Consider the following 16,604-nt stretch of genomic DNA (forward strand, 5'->3'; position numbering starts at 1 on the left):
AGGAGGAGGCATGCAGGAGTACGGGCCGCAGACCAACACCGTGCACAGCGGCGACATGTACGTGACGCAGGGTGGCGACATCACCGTCACGGGGCGGTCGATGCCGGTGCCGGTGCGGAAGGTCCGGGTGCTGATGCTGGCCGCCAACCCCGGCAGCACCGAGCGGCTCGCGATCGACGAGGAGGCGCGGCAGGTCACCGAGCGGCTGCGGCTGGCGCACGACCGGGACGTGTTCGAGCTGATCACGTGCTGGGCGGTCCGGCCGTTGGACCTGCTGCAGTACCTGAACCAGCACAACCCGCAGATCGTGCACTTCAGCGGGCATGGCAACCGGGCCGGCGAGGTGTACCTGTCCGCGGGCGACGGCACCGACCGGCGGGTGTCCGCGGCGCGGATCGGGGAGCTGTTCCGGACCGCCGGCGAGCAGATCCGGGTCGTCGTGCTCAACGCCTGCCACTCCGCCGCGCAGGCCGCGGAGATCGGCCGGCACGTCGACCACGTCGTCGGCATGAACGCGTCCGTCACCGACGAGGTCGCCACCATCTTCGCCGCGTCGTTCTACTCCGCGCTGGGCTTCGGGCGCCCGGTCCCGCAGGCGTTCGACCAGGCGGTCGCCGTGCTCGGCATGCACGACCCGGCCAGCCACACCATCCCGCAGCTGGTGTCGCGCCCCAATGCGAAGGAGCGCCTGTGAGCAACGGCGGCCAGAACAACTCGGTCAACAACGGCGACCTGTACGCCACCCAGAGCGGCGACATCCACGTCAACCACGGTGCCCCGCCCGCCAGGCGCGGCCCGCGCACCGACACCAAGGTCCTCTTCGGCACCCTGCTCGCCGACGCCGGCTACTTCCTCTACGGCGTGAAGGCGTACACGGGGAACAACACCACCGCGGACATGTGGCGCTCCTGCACGTTCCTCCTCCTCTTCCTGGTCACCTGCGCCCTGCTCGGCCGCTGGGTCCGCCGCCGGATCTGACCAGGTCCTCGAACTCCCGCCGGAGGTCGAGGAGGCCGCGGCCGGACCGGCCGGTCGCGTGCTGGATCAGTTCGGTGAGCGGCCACTGTACGAGGCAGCCGAACCGGGCCGCGTAGATGCCGGCGCCGCGCAGCGCGTACCGGTCGCTGAAGTCCATCAGGGCGTAGCCGAGCAGCTGGTACACGTCGGTGGCGGCGAGCGCCGGTGACCTGGTGCCGTCCAGGCGCGGCCGGCCGCCGGAGCCCGACTTGATGTCGATGAGGAGCCCCGCGACGATGAGATCGGCGTCCGCCGCGAGCAGCTCGCTGCCGTCGAACGTCGGTCCACTGTGCACGGTCCCGGCCGCCAGTCCCGGCAGCAGCCGCGTCCGGGCGAGGTCGCGCATCGCGATCAGGTCGGCCACCTCGTCGTCGTTGGCGAGGGCGAGCAGGTCGTCCGCCCTGCTGCCGGCGGGGAGGGTGAACAGCCGTGAGCCGGTGGCCATCGGGTTGCGGAACCGCTCGACCAGCAGCGCCAGCGCGTAGCAGGTCCGCGCCCACCACTCGTCCGGCCGGCCTTCGTGCAGGCCGACCTCGAGCACGGTGGGGCGGCGCGGGCAGAGCACCTCCAGCAGCTCCCGCCCCGCCCCGTCGAACGCCGCCCGGCGGTCCCACAGTCCCCGGATCGGCAGTTCGAGCGACACCCGCGGGTCGACCAGCAGGCGGATCCACCAGTCGATCGCCCCGCCCTGCGTACCGAGGGCGACCGCCGCCGACGGGGTGACCGCCAGTTCGTCGGCCGCTTCCCGGAGGGCCTGCTGCAGCGGCGCCAGGTGGGGGAACGTGGCCCGCATCCACCGCCCCACCGGACTGTCGGCCCGCTGCACGGCGGCGGTGAGGCTCGGCATCCGTGCAGCCTAAGTCCGCGTCAGGGGTGGGTCATCGACAGCAGGTCGAGGGCCTCGTCGAGCTGGGCCTGGGTGAGGGTGCCCTTGTCGAGGTGGCCACGGGAGATGACGACGTCGCGGATGGTGTGGCCGGTGGCGAGGGCCTCCTTGGCGATGGCGGCGGCCTCGTCGTAGCCGAGGTAGCGGTTCAGGGGCGTGACGATCGACGGGGAGCCGGCGGCGTACGAGTGCAGGACCTCCTCGTTGGCCTCCAGGCCGTCGACGCAGCGGGCGGCGAAGAGGCGGGCGGCGTTGGCGAGCAGGCGGATGGACTCCAGGAGGTTGCGGGCGATCACCGGGAGCATGACGTTGAGCTCGAAGTCGCCCTGGGAGCCGGCGAACGCGACGGCGGCGTCGTTGCCGATGACCTGGGCGACGACCTGGCGGACCGCTTCGGGGACGACGGGGTTGACCTTGCCGGGCATGATCGACGAGCCGGGCTGGAGGTCGGGCAGGCGCAGCTCGCGCAGGCCGGCGCGCGGGCCGGAGCCCATCCACCGGATGTCGTTGGCGATCTTGTACAGGCCGACGGCGATGGTCCGCAGCTGGCCGGAGGCCTCGACGAGGGCGTCGCGGGCGCCCTGGGCCTCGAAGTGGTTGCGGGCCTCGGTGAGCGGCAGGCCGGTCGTCCCGGCCAGGGCGGCGATCACCGCGGCGGAGAACGACGGCGGGGTGTTGATGCCCGTCCCCACCGCCGTGCCGCCGAGGGGCAGCTCGCAGACGCACGGCAGGACGGACTGAATTCGATCGATGCCGTACCGGACCTGAGCGGCGTATCCGGAGAATTCCTGCCCGAGCGTCACCGGCGTCGCATCCATGAGATGCGTCCGTCCCGCCTTGACCACAGACGCAAACGAGTCCGATTTATCCGACAAGGCGTCAGAAAGCACGGAGAGAGCCGGCACCAATTCGGATGTCAGAGCCGACGCGGCGGCGATGTGAATGGAGGTGGGAAATACGTCGTTGGACGACTGCGACGCATTCACGTGGTCATTCGGGTGTACCGGCGAGCCCAGCAACCGGGACGCCAGCGTCGCGATGACCTCATTGGCGTTCATGTTCGACGACGTGCCCGACCCCGTCTGGAACACGTCGATCGGGAACTGGTCGTCGTGCACGCCGCTCGCCACGTCCGCCGCCGCGGCCACGATCGCCTGCGCGAGCCCTTCGGGCAGGACGCCCAGGGAGGCGTTCACCGCGGCGGCCGCGCCCTTGATCTGCGCCAGGGCCTTGATGTGGGAGGACTCCAGCCGGCCGCCGGAGATCGGGAAGTTTTCGACGGCGCGCTGCGTCTGCGCCCGCCACAGCGCGTCGGCGGGGACGCGGACCTCGCCCATGGTGTCGTGCTCCACGCGGAATTCCATACGTTCTACAGTGCCCCGCGGCGACCGCCGTCAACGGTAGAGCGCGCCCAGATCACTGACGCCGAGCTCCTCGAAGAGCGCGACCGCCTGCTCGTGGCGGCCGAGGCCGGCCAGGGCGCGGGCCTGCTCGTACCGGTCGCCGATGCGCACGGACTTGGCGAGCGCCTCCTCGTTGAGCTGCCGGGCCTCGTCGTGCATGTCGAGGGCGCGCAGCGTGAGGGCGAGGTCGTTGGCGGTGAGGCACTGCCCGGAGACGTCGGCGACCTGGTCCATCAGCGACCGCGCGGCGCGCTGGCAGGCGAGGGCGTCGGCGAGGTGGCCCTGCAGGCGGTGCGCGGTGCCGAGCTTGCTGAGGGTCTCCGCGGAGCCGAACTGGTTGACCGAGTGCTGCTTCAGCGTCAGCGCGCGCCGCAGCAGGGCCGGCGCGACGGTGAGGTGGCCGAGGTGCAGGTGGTTGAGGCCGAGCTCGCCCATCATGATGCCGACGGCGCGCATCCCGCCGAGCGTGCGCGCGGCGGCGAGGCCGCGCCGGTTGGCCTGCAGGGCCTGGTCGTAGTTGCCGGCCTGGGTGTGCGCGATGCCGATCGTGCTATTGATCTTGAACTGGAGGTGCGCCGGGGCCTCGTCCAGGTGCAGCGCGGCGGCGGCCTCCGCGGCGGCGATGGCGGCGGCGTACTGGCCGAGCCGGCTGTGCAGCATCGCCATGTTGGTCAGCGCGGTGCCCATGAGCCGGGGGATGCCTTCACGCTCGGCGATGGCGGTCACGAGCCGCAGCGTCGAGAGGGCGTCCGCCATGCGGCCCATCCGGAAGTACACGCCGGCGAGGTAGTTCCGGGCCTCCGCCTCCAGCTCCGCGCTGGGCAGGGTCCGCGCGGCCGCGATCGCCCGCTCGTACAGGTCGAGCTGCGCCTCGCCGTAGCCGAAGCCGAACAGGAACGGCGACACCGCGCGGGTCATCAGGCAGATCTGCCGGTGCCGGCCGAGGTCGGAGGCGAGGCGCGCGGCGCTGAGGACGTTGGGCAGCTCGCGCTCCATCCACCCGCGCGCCTCGGCGATCCCGGTGAACACCCGCGCGGCCGGCGGCGGGGTGTCCAGCCGCAGGGCGACGCGCGTGTCGGCCAGCTCCAGGAACGCGTTCGCGGCGGCCACGCTGTACAGATAATGATCCAGCATCCGGTCGACGACGGCGTCCGCGTCGGCCACGAGCTGGGCCGCGTAGTCCCGCAGGAGGTCGTGCAGCCGGTACCGGCCGGCCTCGGGCGCCTCGACCAGGTGGACGTCGACGAGGTCCTCCAGCAGCTCCTCGGCGTCCGCCACGGGCAGCTGCGCCATGGCGGCGGCGACGGCCGGCTCGAAGTCACCCGCCGGGTGCACGCCGAGCACCGCGAAGAACTGCTGCAGGTGCGCCGGCAGCTGCTGGAACGACAGCGCGAACGCCGCCGCCACGGTCCGCCCGTCGACGGCCAGCTCGGGCAGCCGCCGGTCGGCGCCGCGCAGCCGGCGGGCCAGGTCGGCGATCGTCCAGCTCGGCCGGTGCTGCAGCCGCGCGCCCGCCAGGCGCACCGCCAGCGGCAGGCGCCCGCACAGCTCCACCACCTCGACGGTGCACGCCGGGTCGGCGACGGCGCGGGCGCCGACGGTGCGTTGCAGCAGCTCCACCGCCTCGTCGAGCGGCAGCACGTCCAGCGACACGGGCCGGGCGCCGTCGAGCCCGCCGAGCCGGCGCCGGCTGGTGATGAGCACCCCCGTGAGCGCCGTGCCGGGCAGCAGCGGCAGCACCTGCGCGGAGTCCAGGGCGTTGTCGAGCAGCACGAGCACCCTGCGGTCGGCCAGCTCGGTCCGCCAGAGCACCGCGCGCTCGTCCGAGACGGCTGGGATCCGCTCCGGCGGTACCCCCAACTGCCGCAACAACGCGCCGAGCGCCTCCCCCGGGTCCAGCGGCGCCCGGTCGCTGTGCCCGCGCAGGTCGAGGTAGAGCTGCCCGTCGGGGAACCCGGGCGACACCGCGTGCGCGGCGCGGACGGCGAGCGTGGTCTTGCCGGTGCCGGCCATCCCGTCGATCGCGAGCACGGCATGCCGCTCGTCGCTGAGCGCGGCCACGATCTCGGCGAACGCGTCGGCCCGCCCGGCGAAGTCCGCGATGTCGCGCGGCAGGCAGCGGGCGGCGCGGCGCCCCTCGTCGGCCGGCTCGGGCGGCGCGAGCAGCAGCGTCACGTCGCCGTTGAGGATCCTGCGGTGCAGCTCGACGAGCTCGGCGCCCGGCTCGATGCCGAGCTCCTCGGCGAGCATCGCCCGCCCCCGGCGGAACACGGCGAGCGCGTCGGCCCGCCGCCCCGTGCGGGCGAGCGCCGTCATCAGGTGCCCGCGGAACTGCTCGTGGTGCGGGAACCGCTCGACCAGGTCGGCGACCTCGGCGAGGATCTCCTCCGCCGCGCCGAGCCGCAGCTCCAGGTCCAGGCAGAGCGACAGGGCGGCGGTCCACTGCTCCTCCAGGTGCGCCGCGGAGGCGCGGACCGCGTCGGAGTCGACGTCGGCGAGCGGCCGGCCGCGCCACAGGGCGAGGGCGGCGCGCAGCTCGTCGCGGGCCGAGGCCAGGTCGCCGTCGGCCGCCGCGGCCCGGCCGCGCTCGACCCGGGCGGCGAAGACGACGGCGTCCAGCTCGTCGGCGCCGACCTTGATGCGGTACCCGGAAGGCTCGGTGATGACGAGCTCCTCGGGCAGCCCGGCGCGGCGCAGCAGCTGGCGGAGCCGGGAGACGCAGCTGTGCACCTGGGCCCGCGCGGTGGTCGGCGGGCTGGTGTCCCACAGGGCCGAGATGACCTGCTGGAACGGCACCAGCTGCCCTTCGCGCAGCAACAGCAGCGCCAGGAGGATCCGCTCACGGGGCGCCGCAACCGTGATCTCCGAGCCCGGCGTGCGGATCTGCACCGGCCCCAAGATCGAAAACTTGGTCGAATTGCGCATAACCACCCTCTGTGCGGCGCCTGCCTCCCCTCGAAGCTGCACGCGGTATTGCCCGATGGTAGTCAAATGAGAGCGGCGAAAGAGCAGCGCCGTGGAGTCTTTTTCGTGGAACGACATGCGTGTGCCGGAATGCGTCCAGGTCTTGCAGGCGGTTTGCTCATAAACCGGATTCGGGCTACTCAAGCCCTCTGCGGGGTTGCTCTGGACGAACGGGGACATTTCGGCGCGAATTCGCATTCTGGGGCCGCGCCCAACGTTGTGTGCGGCCCCCGTTCACCCTCCGGCCACACCGCCTTCGGCCGGCTCGCCCATCGTGTCGAGCTATGCCATTCCTGCTGCGCGCGGCCGTGACCGCCGCCGTCGCCGTCCCGGCCCTGCTGCTGTCGGCGACCCCCGCGTCCGCTCACGGCGGCGCCGCCCGGGTCACCGCGACGGCCACCCTGCCCTCGATCCCGCTCAGCGCCCTCGGCGTCGCCGACGACCGCGGCGTCAAGCTCGGCGGCATCGGCAGCGACATCTTCCCGGCCGGCCGCCCCGGCGAGTACTGGACGATCACCGACCGCGGCCCCAACGGCCAGATCACGGTCGGCACCGAGAAGCGCCGGACCTTCCCGACCCCCGACTTCAACCCGACGATCGTCCGCGTCCGCGCTGCCGGTTCTGTCCTGAAGGTCGTGCAGACCATCCCGATCACGACCTCGTCCGGCAAGCCCGTCACCGGCCTGCCGAACCAGCTGCCACACGACGAGCAGCCCTACACGTACAACGCCGGCACCCCGCTGTCGATCAACCCCAACGGCCTGGACACGGAAGGCATCGTCCGCGCCGACGACGGCACGTTCTGGCTCGTCGACGAGTACAGCCCCTCGCTGGTCCACGTGTCGTCCCGCGGCCGCGTCCTCGCCCGCTACGTCCCGTCGGGCCTGGGCCTGACCGGCACCGACTACCCGGTGATCGAGGCCTTCCCGGCCATCTACGCCTCCCGCAAGGTCAACCGCGGCTTCGAGGGCCTCGGCGTCCTCCCCGGCGGCGACCTGGTCATCGGCCTGCAGAGCCCCCTCCTCGTCCCGACCAAGGCCGCAGGCGAGGCGTCGCTGAACACCCGCCTGCTGCGCTTCTCCCCCCGCTCCGGCAAGGTCATCGGCGAGTACGCCTACCAGTTCGCCCCCGTCTCGGTCGTCGACCCCGGCCAGACCAACCCCGCCGAGCTGAAGATCTCCTCCATCGTCGGCCTCGGCCCCAACACCGTCCTCGTCCAGGAGCGCACCGACCAGGCCGCCCGCCTCTACCGCGCCGACCTGCGCAAGGCCACCAACCTCCTCGGCGGCCCCTACGACAACCCTCTGACGGTGCCCTCCCTCGAGCAGGACGCCTCCGCGGTGACCCTCGTCCCGAAGACCCTCGTCATCGACCTGAACACCGTCCCCGGCACCCAGAAGAAGATCGAGGGCGTCGCCGTCCTGAACCCGTGGACGATCGCCCTCATCAACGACAACGACTTCGGCATGACCGACGGCCCAGGCGCCTTCGACGCCTCCGGCCGCCTCATCGACAGCGGCATCAAGACCACCCTGGCCACGGTCCGCCTCGCCCACCCGCTGGTTTAGCCCCGACGGGCCGCCTCCACCCCGGTCGAGGCGGCCCACCTCACTGCCCACTCATCTCCGTGAGCTTCGGAATCACGACGCCATGGTTGGCACACGCCCCCGCCAGCGCGCTCCACTTCTCCACGAGCTGCCCCACCATGGCAAGCGCGAGCCCGAGGTCATCCTCACTCTGCCCCGCTCCGGCCAACTGGTTGATCATGTCCAGCGCCGCCGTCCCGGCCACCCGCAGATCCTCGTGACGCGAGTCGGCGAACGCCTTCCGCCACTTCAGATACGCCGCCGCCTCGGCCGCCTTGTCGCTGCTCGGCGTGACGGACGGACTGGCCTTCTTCTCCGACTGACTCGCGGCGGCGTTGTCGCGGATGGTCTCGCATGCCGCGACGCCCGAGTCCTTGAACATGCCGGCCACCGGCCCGATCCCGGCAGCCGCCGTCGCCAGCGCGACCCCGCCGCTGACGAGCACGATCGCACCGGCCAGCAACGCGATCCACAACACGGACGCCTTGCGCCGCACCGGCGCGACCGGCACCGGCGGCGACTCCGTCATGGCCGGGTCCACCTGTGGCCAGGTCGACGGATGCCCGAACAGCTGCGGAGTTTCGACGCCTGGCACGTATGGAACGTCCGGCCGGGGAGCGATCGGTTCAGTCATGACCCCGGAGTGTTACAGCGTCACGTCCCGATCACCCTCCGCCAACCGCTCGGGTCGGGCCGCCCATCGGCTCACCTCAATCAACCGACCGCCCCCGCGATCCACGACGAGCGGCGGCCGCCGGGTGACCTTAGGTGCGCGGGTGGCAGCGACACGGTCAGGCGATCTGCCGCAGGTCGTCGCCGTAGTCGAAGATGATGCGGAGCCGGGCCCCGAGGGCCTGGGCGTAGCGGCTGAGGGTGGCGACCTCGTTGACGTCCAAGTCGCCGTTCTCGATCTGGCTGACTCTGCCCGGTGTGACACCCATGAGGTCGGCGACCTCGCGCTGGGTGAGTCCGAGCCGCTTGCGCTCCTCGGCCAGGTGGAAGGCACTGACCCACGCTTCGGTCCGCGCCCGCTCCGCGGTGAGGGCGTCGCTGTCACCGTCGTCGAGCTCGGCGCGGATGTCGTCCCAGTCGTGGAACTCGGTCATGAGTCCTCCCTCCTCTTACGTTCGAACGCCAGCCAGCTTCCGTAGGCGACCTCGGCCAGCGGGATCGCTGTTTTGTACCACCCGGACCAGTCGCCGGCCTTGTTCCCGGCGACCAGTAGCACTGCTTGCGACCAAGGGTCGAAGACGAAGAGGACACGGATCGCCACGTCACGGCCCGATCTTGGCCGCAGCTCCTTCAGGTTGGCGATGTCCGAGCCCTGCAGCGTGTCGACCAGCGGGCGACCCAGGCCGGGACCGCGCTCGGCAAGCAAGTCGATGGCGACGTTCACCGAACGGTAGGTGTCCGGATCGTCGCGCCGCAGCGCGCGAAGCCATTGCCGGACGTCGGTTGTGGTCTTGATCGCCCAGCACCGTGCGGGATCGGTCGGCACCGACAAACTATAGCTCGAACTAAACCTGGCTCGACTCCCGTGCGCCAGAAGGTCCCCCGCCGGCCAAGAGACCGCCGCTGACACGGGTGGATGAAATATCCGCGACACGGGCTTATCGGGCGATCCACCGCAGTAAGATCCGGCGCCGTTACGGTGGGCGGGTGGCTAGGGGAGCGGTCCGGAACTTTGAGACGGCGCTCGGTGCGATCGGGGTGCTGGCGCTCATCATCACGGGGATTTTGGTCACCGGGTGGAATCCGCTGCCCAAGATGTCGATGGACTTCACGGGCTGGTGGGAGAAGGTCGCCTCCAGTGGCGGGAAACTGTCGGAGCCTGAGACGTTGTGGACGGACCGGGTCGGGGGGCAGCCGTCGGCGGCCGTGATCGCCGGGGATGCCGTGGTCGTGCAGATGCGGGGGACGATCGAGGCCCGGGGGCTGCGCAGCGGGACGAAGCTGTGGGACAAGGAGGCCGACTGGGCCGCCGTCGCCGGGGACGGGGCCGGTCAGGTGGTCGTCGTCGGGCGGCGCGGGAAGGGGCTCGAGGCCGTCGACCCCGCGAACGGGTCCGTCAAGTGGAAGGACGGCGACGCGGTCGGGGCGTGGACCTACCGGGACTCGGTGCTGGCGCTGGCCTGCGGTGGGCTGACCGACTGCACCCTCACGGCGCGCTCGCCCAAGGACGGGGCGCAGATCTGGAAGCTGACGCTGCCCGGGATCGGGCGGGTGCTCGCGGGCGTGAACACGGACCTGCTCGGGACCAGGCTGCTCTCCGACACGTACGACAACGCCGTCGAGGCGAGCCCGAACGCCATTCCGGCCATGCTGGGCTTCCCGATCGACCAGCGGGTGCAGGTGATCGACACGCTCAGCGGGAAGCGGCTGCGTACCGAAGAACCGACGAACACCAGTCGGATCGTGGTCGTCGGTGGGAGGGTCCTCGTCTCGACCGCGCAGCCGAAGGACGGCAACTGCCGCTACAGCCTGGAGGCGCGGGACGCCACGACGGGCAAGACGGTCTGGCGCAAGGACGGCTACGACCTGCGGACGTCGTCCGGGGCGGGGTGTGAGCAGCGCAGGGACCCGGCGGGGGCGGACTCGGTGATCGCGGCGACCCGCGGGGACAACCGGGAGGTGTTCCTGTCGCCGCGCGACGGGCGGGAGCTGTTCGTGGGGGCGCTCGGGGACACGCTGGTCGCGGCCGACAGCCAGTACGGGCTGATCCGCGGCGCCGACAAGAAGACCCTCCAGGTGATCAACCTGACCACGGGGAAGACCGCGTGGAAGCAGGAGATCGGCGAGAAGGCGGACGTGGCGATCACCCGCTACGCGGTGCTGATCCGGGACTCGGGGACGCTCAAGGCGTACAAGCCGGACAATGGCACCCTCAGGCTCGACGCGAAGACAAGCTCTGACGTCCTCGGCGTCGGACCGGACGGGCTGATCGTCTCCCGTGGACGGAATCTGGGGTTCCTGCCCTACAGCTAGCGGTGCTCCATCACGAGCGTGAACGACGTGCCGGGTTCGAGAGCCTCGTAGAGATGCGGCACGTCGCCGGGGAACGAGCAGTAGTCGTGCGGTGACAGGTCGACGGTCGCGTCGGAAGGGCCGACCCGGAGGCGGCCGCTCATCAGGACCACGTGCTCGACGGTGCCCAGCAGGTGCGCGTCGGCCTTGCGGGGGCCGCCCATGCCGACGTTCATCAGGTAGATGTCGCGCTTCGCGCCCGGCGGGCAGGTGGCGAGCAGCGCGCCGCCGAAGTCGGCCTGCTCGGCCTGGATGGAGGGGCCCTCGCCGGCACGGATCACCCGGGGGGCGGTCGGCGCGGGCGGCTCGACCAGGCGGCTGAACGGCACGTTGAGCGCGACCGCCAGGGCCCACAGGGTCTCGATGTTGGGGTTGCCGGCGCCGGACTCCAGCTGGTGGAGGGTCGACTTGGCGATGCCGGCCCGCTTCGCGACCTCGCTCAGCGACAGCTTCTCCCGGTCGCGCTCGCGGCGCAGCGCGGCGGCGATGAACTCCAACGGCGCGCCCATGTGCGACCCCCTGTTCGGTCTAACGAACGGATCATTCGACTTGACGAACGGCTTCAGCAAAGTCCAGCATATCGAACTATGCGTTCGATGATACGAACACGGGATCCCGTCGTCCGCGACGTCAGCGCGCTGTGTGCCGCGGCCGTCGTGGTCGGCCTCTCGTTCGGCGCGATCGCCACCGCCGCCGGCCTGCCGCTCAGCCAGATCGTGGTCATGTCGGCGTTCGTCTACGCGGGCGGCGCGCAGTTCCTCGCGGTCGGGCTCGTCTCCGCCGGCGGCACCGCGCTCGCGATCGTCCTGGCCGGCCTGCTGCTCAACGCCCGGCACCTGCCGTTCGGCCTGGCGATCGGCAACGAGACGCTCGGCGCGAGCCGGTGGCGGCGCATCGTCGGCAGCCACATCCTGACCGACGAGTCGGTCGCGTTCGCCCTGGCGCAGGACGACCCGGCGCAGCGCCGCCGCGCGTACTGGCTGACCGGTGTCGCGCTGTTCGTCACGTGGAACATCGCCTCGACCGTCGGCGCGATCGCCGGCAGCGCCCTCGGCGACCCGAACCGCTACGGCATCGACGCGGCGTTCCCGGCCGCACTCCTGGCACTGACGCTGCCCTCGTTGAAGGATTCCGCGTCGGTACGAGTGGCAGTCGCCGGTGCCGCGATCGCGCTCGCCACCACGCCGCTGCTGCCGGCCGGGCTGCCCGTGCTGCTGGCGCTGCTCGGACTCGCGTTCGCGCTGCCCGTGCCCGGTTCCAAGCGGCGGCCGTCATGAGCCTGCCCGTTCCGGGTTTTCCGGCGGCGACCGTCCTGAGGCTGCCCGTTCCCACGTTCCGGAGGTGGCCGTCATGAGCTGGATCGCGATCATCGTCCTGGCCGCCGGCACGTACGCGCTGCGCTTCGCCGGACCCGTCCTGCGCAGCCGGCTGTCGGTCTCCGACACCGTCAAGCGCTACCTGACCCTGGCCGCGGTCGCGCTGCTCGCCGCGCTCATCGGCACCGCCGCGCTGCTCGACGGCACCGACTTCGTCGGCGTCGCCCGGCCGGCCGGCGTCGTGGTCGGCGCCGTGCTCGCGTGGCGGAAGCTGCCGTTCGTGGTCGTCGTGGTGGCCGCCGCACTCACCGCCGCCCTGCTCAGACTGGCCGGAATCCAGTAACTACAGTCGAGGCATGCCTGAGTTCGCGTTCTCGCCGCTGCTGCCGCTCGGACCCGACACCACCGAATACCGGCTGGTCACCAGCGACGGGATCGGGCGCGACGGGCGGTTCCTCACCGTCTCCCCCGAGGCGCTGACGCTCCTCACCGACGAGGCGATGCACGACATCGCGCACTTCCTGCGCCCCGCGCACCTCGCCCAGCTCCGCTCGATCATCGACGACCCGCTGGCCTCCCCCAACGACCGGTTCGTCGCGCTCGACCTGCTCCGCAACGCCAACATCGCCGCCGGCGGTGTCCTGCCCATGTGCCAGGACACCGGCACGGCGATCGTCATGGGCAAGCGCGGCCGCTTCGTCCTCACCGACGGCGACGACGAGGCGGCGATCGCCCGTGGCGTCTTCGACGCGTACACCCGCCTCAACCTGCGCTACTCGCAGCTCGCCCCGCTGACTATGTGGGACGAGAAGAACACCGGCTCCAACCTGCCCGCGCAGATCGAGCTGTACGCCGAGGGCGACGACGCCTACAAGTTCCTCTTCATGGCGAAGGGCGGCGGCTCGGCCAACAAGAGCTACCTCTACCAGGAGACGAAGGCCCTGCTCAACCCCACCCGGATGATGCAGTTCCTGGAGGAGAAGCTCCGCCTGATCGGCACCGCCGCCTGCCCGCCGTACCACCTGGCCGTGGTCATCGGCGGCACCTCCGGCGAGCACGCCCTGAAGACCGCGAAGCTCGCCTCCGCGAAGTACCTCGACACGCTGCCCACGTCTGGCTCACCGACCGGCCACGGCTTCCGCGACCTGGAGCTGGAGGCCGAGGTGCTGCAGCTGACGCGGGAGTTCGGCATCGGCGCGCAGTTCGGCGGCCGGTACTTCTGCCACGACGTCCGCGTCGTCCGCCTCCCGCGACACGGCGCCTCCTGCCCCGTCGCGATCGCCGTCTCCTGCTCCGCCGACCGCCAGGCCGTCGGGAAGATCAACGAGTCCGGGGTCTGGCTGGAGCAGCTGGAGCGCGACCCGGCCCGCTTCCTGCCCGACGTGACCGACGAGCACCTGGACGACGACGTGGTCGCGGTCGACCTGACCCGCCCGATGTCGGAGATCCGCGCGCAGCTGTCGGCCCTGCCGGTGAAGACCCGCCTGTCCCTGACCGGCCCCCTGGTCGTGGCCCGCGACATCGCCCACGCCAAGATCGCCGAACGCCTGGACGCCGGCGAGCCGATGCCCGCCTACCTCCGCGACCACGCCGTCTACTACGCCGGCCCGGCCAAGACCCCCGAGGGCTACGCGTCGGGCTCGTTCGGTCCCACGACGGCCGGCCGCATGGACGCCTACGTGTCGAAGTTCCAGGCCGCCGGCGGCTCCCTCGTCATGCTCGCCAAGGGCAACCGCTCCAAGCAGGTCACCGAGGCCTGCAACACGTACGGCGGCTTCTACCTCGGCTCCATCGGCGGCCCCGCCGCCCGCCTGGCCCAGGACTGCATCAAGCACGTCGAGGTCCTCGAATACCCGGAGCTCGGCATGGAAGCCGTCTGGAAGATCGACGTCGTCGACTTCCCCGCCTTCATCGTCGTCGACGACAAGGGCAACGACTTCTTCGCCGAGGTCACGAAGCCCGTCCTCACCGTCGGCCGCCGCTGACCTTCTCGCCGCCGGAAGCCCTCGCCCTCGCCGGCGAGGGCTTCCGCGTTCTTGCACTGCTGCCGCGGCGAACCCGCTGGTCGGGTTCCCACGATCGGGACGACATCCGGGCCGGGCCCCGACCTCAGGCGGCGTTGCGGGTCCGGTCCGAGTCGAGCGTCTCGGCGATGCGTTGCACAGCGGCGCTGAGGTACCGCAGCTCCGCGACCGGGTCGGGAGTGGTCTCGTTCACGAGCGCCGCCTCGATCCAGCGCCGGATGAGCGCGGACGGCGTGGTTCCCGTCTGATCGGCGAGCCGCTTCACCGCGGCATCGACCTCGTGCGGTAACCGGACCGGCCGGACGACCGTGACCGGCGCGCCGGCGGGTGGCAGGTCCGGCACCGGAGCCGAGTCGTCGTAGACAAGCTCGACCTCACCTGCAGCGAACGCGCGGGCGAACTCCTGGTCGGCGGCGATCTGGGCGTGGTCGAGATCGTCATGCATGGTCTTGCTCCCCATGCTCGGCGACAGCACAGAGGATCGCCACGAGGCCGGGCATCCACTGGTATCCCACTTCTGCAGTGTATACGTTCTGTATACGGCCTGGCCAGGCACCTGCGGCTGAACGGAGTTACCCCACGGGTGAGCGGGAGGCGGCGTGGACCAAGGGGAGGGTGCGGTGGGGGATCTGTTCGGCGAGGGCGATGATCGTGGAGGAGCGTTCGATGCCGTCGAAGCCCATGACGCGGTCGATGACGCGTTGGAGGTCGGAGTTGGAGCGGGCGACGATGCGGCACATCAGGTCGCCTGAGCCGGTGATGGTGTGGGCCTCCAGGACCTCGGGGATCTCGGCGAGGTGGGCGGCTACCGGGTCGTGGCCGTAGCGCTGACGGATCTCGAGGGTGACGAAGGCGGTCACGCCGTAGCCCAGGGCCGCGGGGTCGATGTCGGGGCCGTAGCCGCGGATGACGCCGCGATCGGTGAGGCGGTCGAGCCTGGCCTGGACCGTGCCGCGGGCGACCTGCAGGCGGCGGGAGCACTCCAGCACACCGATGCGGGGCTCCAGGGCGAGCAGCGCGATCAGCCTGGCGTCCAGCGTGTCGATCGGACTGGGCAACTTGTCCACCAGTACCCCCGAAACCAACGGCAAAATGAGCAACCTGACCATGGAGAATAGCGTTCCTTGCACAGCCGCCGTGGGCGACCGAGGCTTGGCGCATGACCCAGGCTGTCGAGGACATCAACGAGCTCATCGGTGCTGTCGAGCGCGACGTTTCGCATGATCCGTTCCCGCTGACGGGGCTCGATCACGTGCTGTTCTACGTCGGCAACGCGAAGCAGGCCGCGCACTTCTATTCGACCGCGTTCGGGATGACACTGGTCGCGTACCGGGGGCCTGAGCAGGGCTACCGGGACCACGCGGAGTACGTGCTGCGGTCCGGCTCGGCGGTGTTCGTGCTGGCGGGCGGGGTCCACCGGCAGGCCGCGGCGACGCAGCACCACGAGCGGCACGGTGACGGGATCGCCGACATCGCGCTGGAGGTGCCGGACGTCGACGCCGCCTACGCGCACGCGCTGCAGCAGGGGGCGACCGGGCTCGAGCAGCCGCACGACGAGACGGACGAGCACGGGACCATCAGGGTCGCGGCGATCGCGACGTACGGCGAGACCCGCCACACGCTGATCGACCGCTCGCGGTACAGCGGCCCCTGGCGACCGGGCTTCGTGGCGAAGCAGCCGATCGTGGCCCCGCCGGCGAAGCGGTTCTTCCAGGCGGTCGACCACGTCGTCGGCAACGTCGAGCTGGGCAAGATGGACGAGTGGGTCGAGTTCTACAACCGGGTCATGGGCTTCACGAACATGGCGGAGTTCGTCGGTGACGACATCGCGACGGAGTACTCGGCGCTGATGAGCAAGGTCGTCGCCAGCGGCACCCGCAAGGTCAAGTTTCCGCTCAACGAGCCCGCCGTGTCGCGCAAGAAGTCGCAGATCGACGAATACCTGGAGTTCTACGGCGGGCCGGGCGCGCAGCACATCGCGCTGGCGACCGGGGACATCCTGCGGACCGTCGACGTGATGCGGGCGGCCGGGGTGGAGTTCCTGGTGACGCCCGACTCGTACTACGACGACCCCGAGCTGCGGGCGCGGATCGGCCGGGTGCGGGTGCCGATCGAGGACCTCAAGGCGCGCGGCATCCTCGTGGACCGCGACGAGGACGGGTACCTGCTGCAGATCTTCACCAAGCCGGTGCAGGACCGCCCGACGGTGTTCTTCGAGCTGATCGAACGGCACGGCTCGCTCGGCTTCGGCAAGGGCAACTTCAAGGCGCTCTTCGAGGCCATCGAGAGGGAGCAGGAGAGTCGCGGGAACCTGTAACACTGTCGGGGTGACATACCCTCAGCCTCCTCAGCACAACCCATACCCCCAGGGCCCTCAGCATCCG

The 16,604-nt window shown here is 71.1% G+C and carries 17 protein-coding genes; 8 read left to right on the plus strand and 9 right to left on the minus strand.

All coding sequences use genetic code 11. The features are described from left to right. Positions 1-10 precede the first annotated feature (10 nt). Positions 11-694: a CHAT domain-containing protein gene (locus tag ACQEVZ_RS24930; RefSeq protein ID WP_433370598.1), complete on the plus strand. Its 684-nt coding sequence runs from the start codon at positions 11-13 to the stop codon at positions 692-694. Next, positions 691-978: a hypothetical protein gene (locus ACQEVZ_RS24935; protein WP_433370601.1), complete on the plus strand. Its 288-nt coding sequence runs from the start codon at positions 691-693 to the stop codon at positions 976-978. The genes ACQEVZ_RS24930 and ACQEVZ_RS24935 overlap by 4 nt, the downstream gene beginning before the upstream one ends. Here ACQEVZ_RS24935 and ACQEVZ_RS24940 read toward each other — a convergent pair. The 3 genes from ACQEVZ_RS24940 to ACQEVZ_RS24950 are packed head-to-tail and all read right to left on the minus strand — an operon-like array spanning position 935 to position 6,195. Next, positions 935-1,864 (minus strand): hypothetical protein, encoded by a 930-nt coding sequence (locus ACQEVZ_RS24940; protein WP_433370604.1) that lies wholly within the window; start codon positions 1,862-1,864, stop codon positions 935-937. The two genes, ACQEVZ_RS24935 and ACQEVZ_RS24940, sit on opposite strands and share 44 nt — an antisense overlap. 20 nt (positions 1,865-1,884) lie before the next feature. Then, entirely contained in the window at positions 1,885-3,267 is a 1,383-nt protein-coding gene (locus ACQEVZ_RS24945; protein WP_433370607.1) for a class II fumarate hydratase, read from the minus strand. A 30-nt stretch (positions 3,268-3,297) separates the two neighbouring features. Next, the gene (locus ACQEVZ_RS24950; RefSeq protein ID WP_433370610.1) at positions 3,298-6,195 is read right to left on the minus strand and encodes a BTAD domain-containing putative transcriptional regulator; all 2,898 of its coding nucleotides are present in this window, start codon (positions 6,193-6,195) and stop codon (positions 3,298-3,300) included. A gap of 359 nt (positions 6,196-6,554) precedes the next feature. Between ACQEVZ_RS24950 and ACQEVZ_RS24955 the strand changes: the two genes are divergently transcribed. Continuing rightward, complete coding sequence (locus ACQEVZ_RS24955; protein WP_433370613.1) at positions 6,555-7,838, plus strand: esterase-like activity of phytase family protein; 1,284 nt, start codon at positions 6,555-6,557, stop codon at positions 7,836-7,838. Between the two features lie 40 nt (positions 7,839-7,878). Here the strand turns inward: ACQEVZ_RS24955 and ACQEVZ_RS24960 are convergent, their stop codons facing one another. The 3 genes from ACQEVZ_RS24960 to ACQEVZ_RS24970 form a co-directional block, all read right to left on the minus strand. Further along, complete coding sequence (locus tag ACQEVZ_RS24960) at positions 7,879-8,490, minus strand: hypothetical protein (RefSeq protein WP_433370616.1); 612 nt, start codon at positions 8,488-8,490, stop codon at positions 7,879-7,881. A 157-nt stretch (positions 8,491-8,647) separates the two neighbouring features. Then, entirely contained in the window at positions 8,648-8,962 is a 315-nt protein-coding gene (locus ACQEVZ_RS24965) for a helix-turn-helix domain-containing protein (protein WP_433370619.1), read from the minus strand. Continuing rightward, positions 8,959-9,354, minus strand: coding sequence for a type II toxin-antitoxin system RelE/ParE family toxin (locus tag ACQEVZ_RS24970; RefSeq protein WP_433370622.1), 396 nt, complete (start codon positions 9,352-9,354; stop codon positions 8,959-8,961). Before ACQEVZ_RS24970 ends, ACQEVZ_RS24965 begins: the two co-directional genes overlap by 4 nt. A 161-nt stretch (positions 9,355-9,515) precedes the next feature. Here ACQEVZ_RS24970 and ACQEVZ_RS24975 point away from each other — a divergent pair, with 161 nt between their 5' ends. Next, positions 9,516-10,841: a PQQ-binding-like beta-propeller repeat protein gene (locus ACQEVZ_RS24975; protein ID WP_433370625.1), complete on the plus strand. Its 1,326-nt coding sequence runs from the start codon at positions 9,516-9,518 to the stop codon at positions 10,839-10,841. On the opposite strand, the gene ACQEVZ_RS24980 is transcribed toward ACQEVZ_RS24975, so the two are convergent. Continuing rightward, positions 10,838-11,389, minus strand: a complete 552-nt coding sequence (locus ACQEVZ_RS24980; protein WP_344509188.1) for a helix-turn-helix domain-containing protein — start codon at positions 11,387-11,389, stop codon at positions 10,838-10,840. The two genes, ACQEVZ_RS24975 and ACQEVZ_RS24980, sit on opposite strands and share 4 nt — an antisense overlap. Before the next feature lie 87 nt (positions 11,390-11,476). Here ACQEVZ_RS24980 and ACQEVZ_RS24985 point away from each other — a divergent pair, with 87 nt between their 5' ends. From ACQEVZ_RS24985 to ACQEVZ_RS24995, 3 genes are all read left to right on the plus strand, one after another. Continuing rightward, the gene (locus tag ACQEVZ_RS24985; protein ID WP_433370629.1) at positions 11,477-12,157 is read left to right on the plus strand and encodes an AzlC family ABC transporter permease; all 681 of its coding nucleotides are present in this window, start codon (positions 11,477-11,479) and stop codon (positions 12,155-12,157) included. 73 nt (positions 12,158-12,230) lie between these two features. Next, positions 12,231-12,539, plus strand: coding sequence for an AzlD domain-containing protein (locus ACQEVZ_RS24990; RefSeq protein WP_354889368.1), 309 nt, complete (start codon positions 12,231-12,233; stop codon positions 12,537-12,539). 13 nt (positions 12,540-12,552) lie between these two features. After that, complete coding sequence (locus tag ACQEVZ_RS24995) at positions 12,553-14,181, plus strand: fumarate hydratase (RefSeq protein WP_344509182.1); 1,629 nt, start codon at positions 12,553-12,555, stop codon at positions 14,179-14,181. Between the two features lie 124 nt (positions 14,182-14,305). Here the strand turns inward: ACQEVZ_RS24995 and ACQEVZ_RS25000 are convergent, their stop codons facing one another. Both ACQEVZ_RS25000 and ACQEVZ_RS25005 read right to left on the minus strand, forming a co-directional pair. Further along, entirely contained in the window at positions 14,306-14,665 is a 360-nt protein-coding gene (locus ACQEVZ_RS25000) for a CopG family transcriptional regulator (RefSeq protein WP_433370634.1), read from the minus strand. 127 nt (positions 14,666-14,792) lie between these two features. After that, complete coding sequence (locus ACQEVZ_RS25005) at positions 14,793-15,278, minus strand: Lrp/AsnC family transcriptional regulator (RefSeq protein ID WP_360568684.1); 486 nt, start codon at positions 15,276-15,278, stop codon at positions 14,793-14,795. Positions 15,279-15,379: 101 nt separating this feature from the next. Between ACQEVZ_RS25005 and hppD the strand changes: the two genes are divergently transcribed. After that, positions 15,380-16,537 (plus strand): 4-hydroxyphenylpyruvate dioxygenase, encoded by a 1,158-nt coding sequence (hppD, locus tag ACQEVZ_RS25010; RefSeq protein ID WP_433370638.1) that lies wholly within the window; start codon positions 15,380-15,382, stop codon positions 16,535-16,537. Positions 16,538-16,604: the final 67 nt, after the last annotated feature.

This window comes from Dactylosporangium sp. CA-152071, assembly GCF_050936335.1.
In the GTDB taxonomy this organism is placed as follows: Bacteria; Actinomycetota; Actinomycetes; order Mycobacteriales; family Micromonosporaceae; genus Dactylosporangium; species Dactylosporangium maewongense.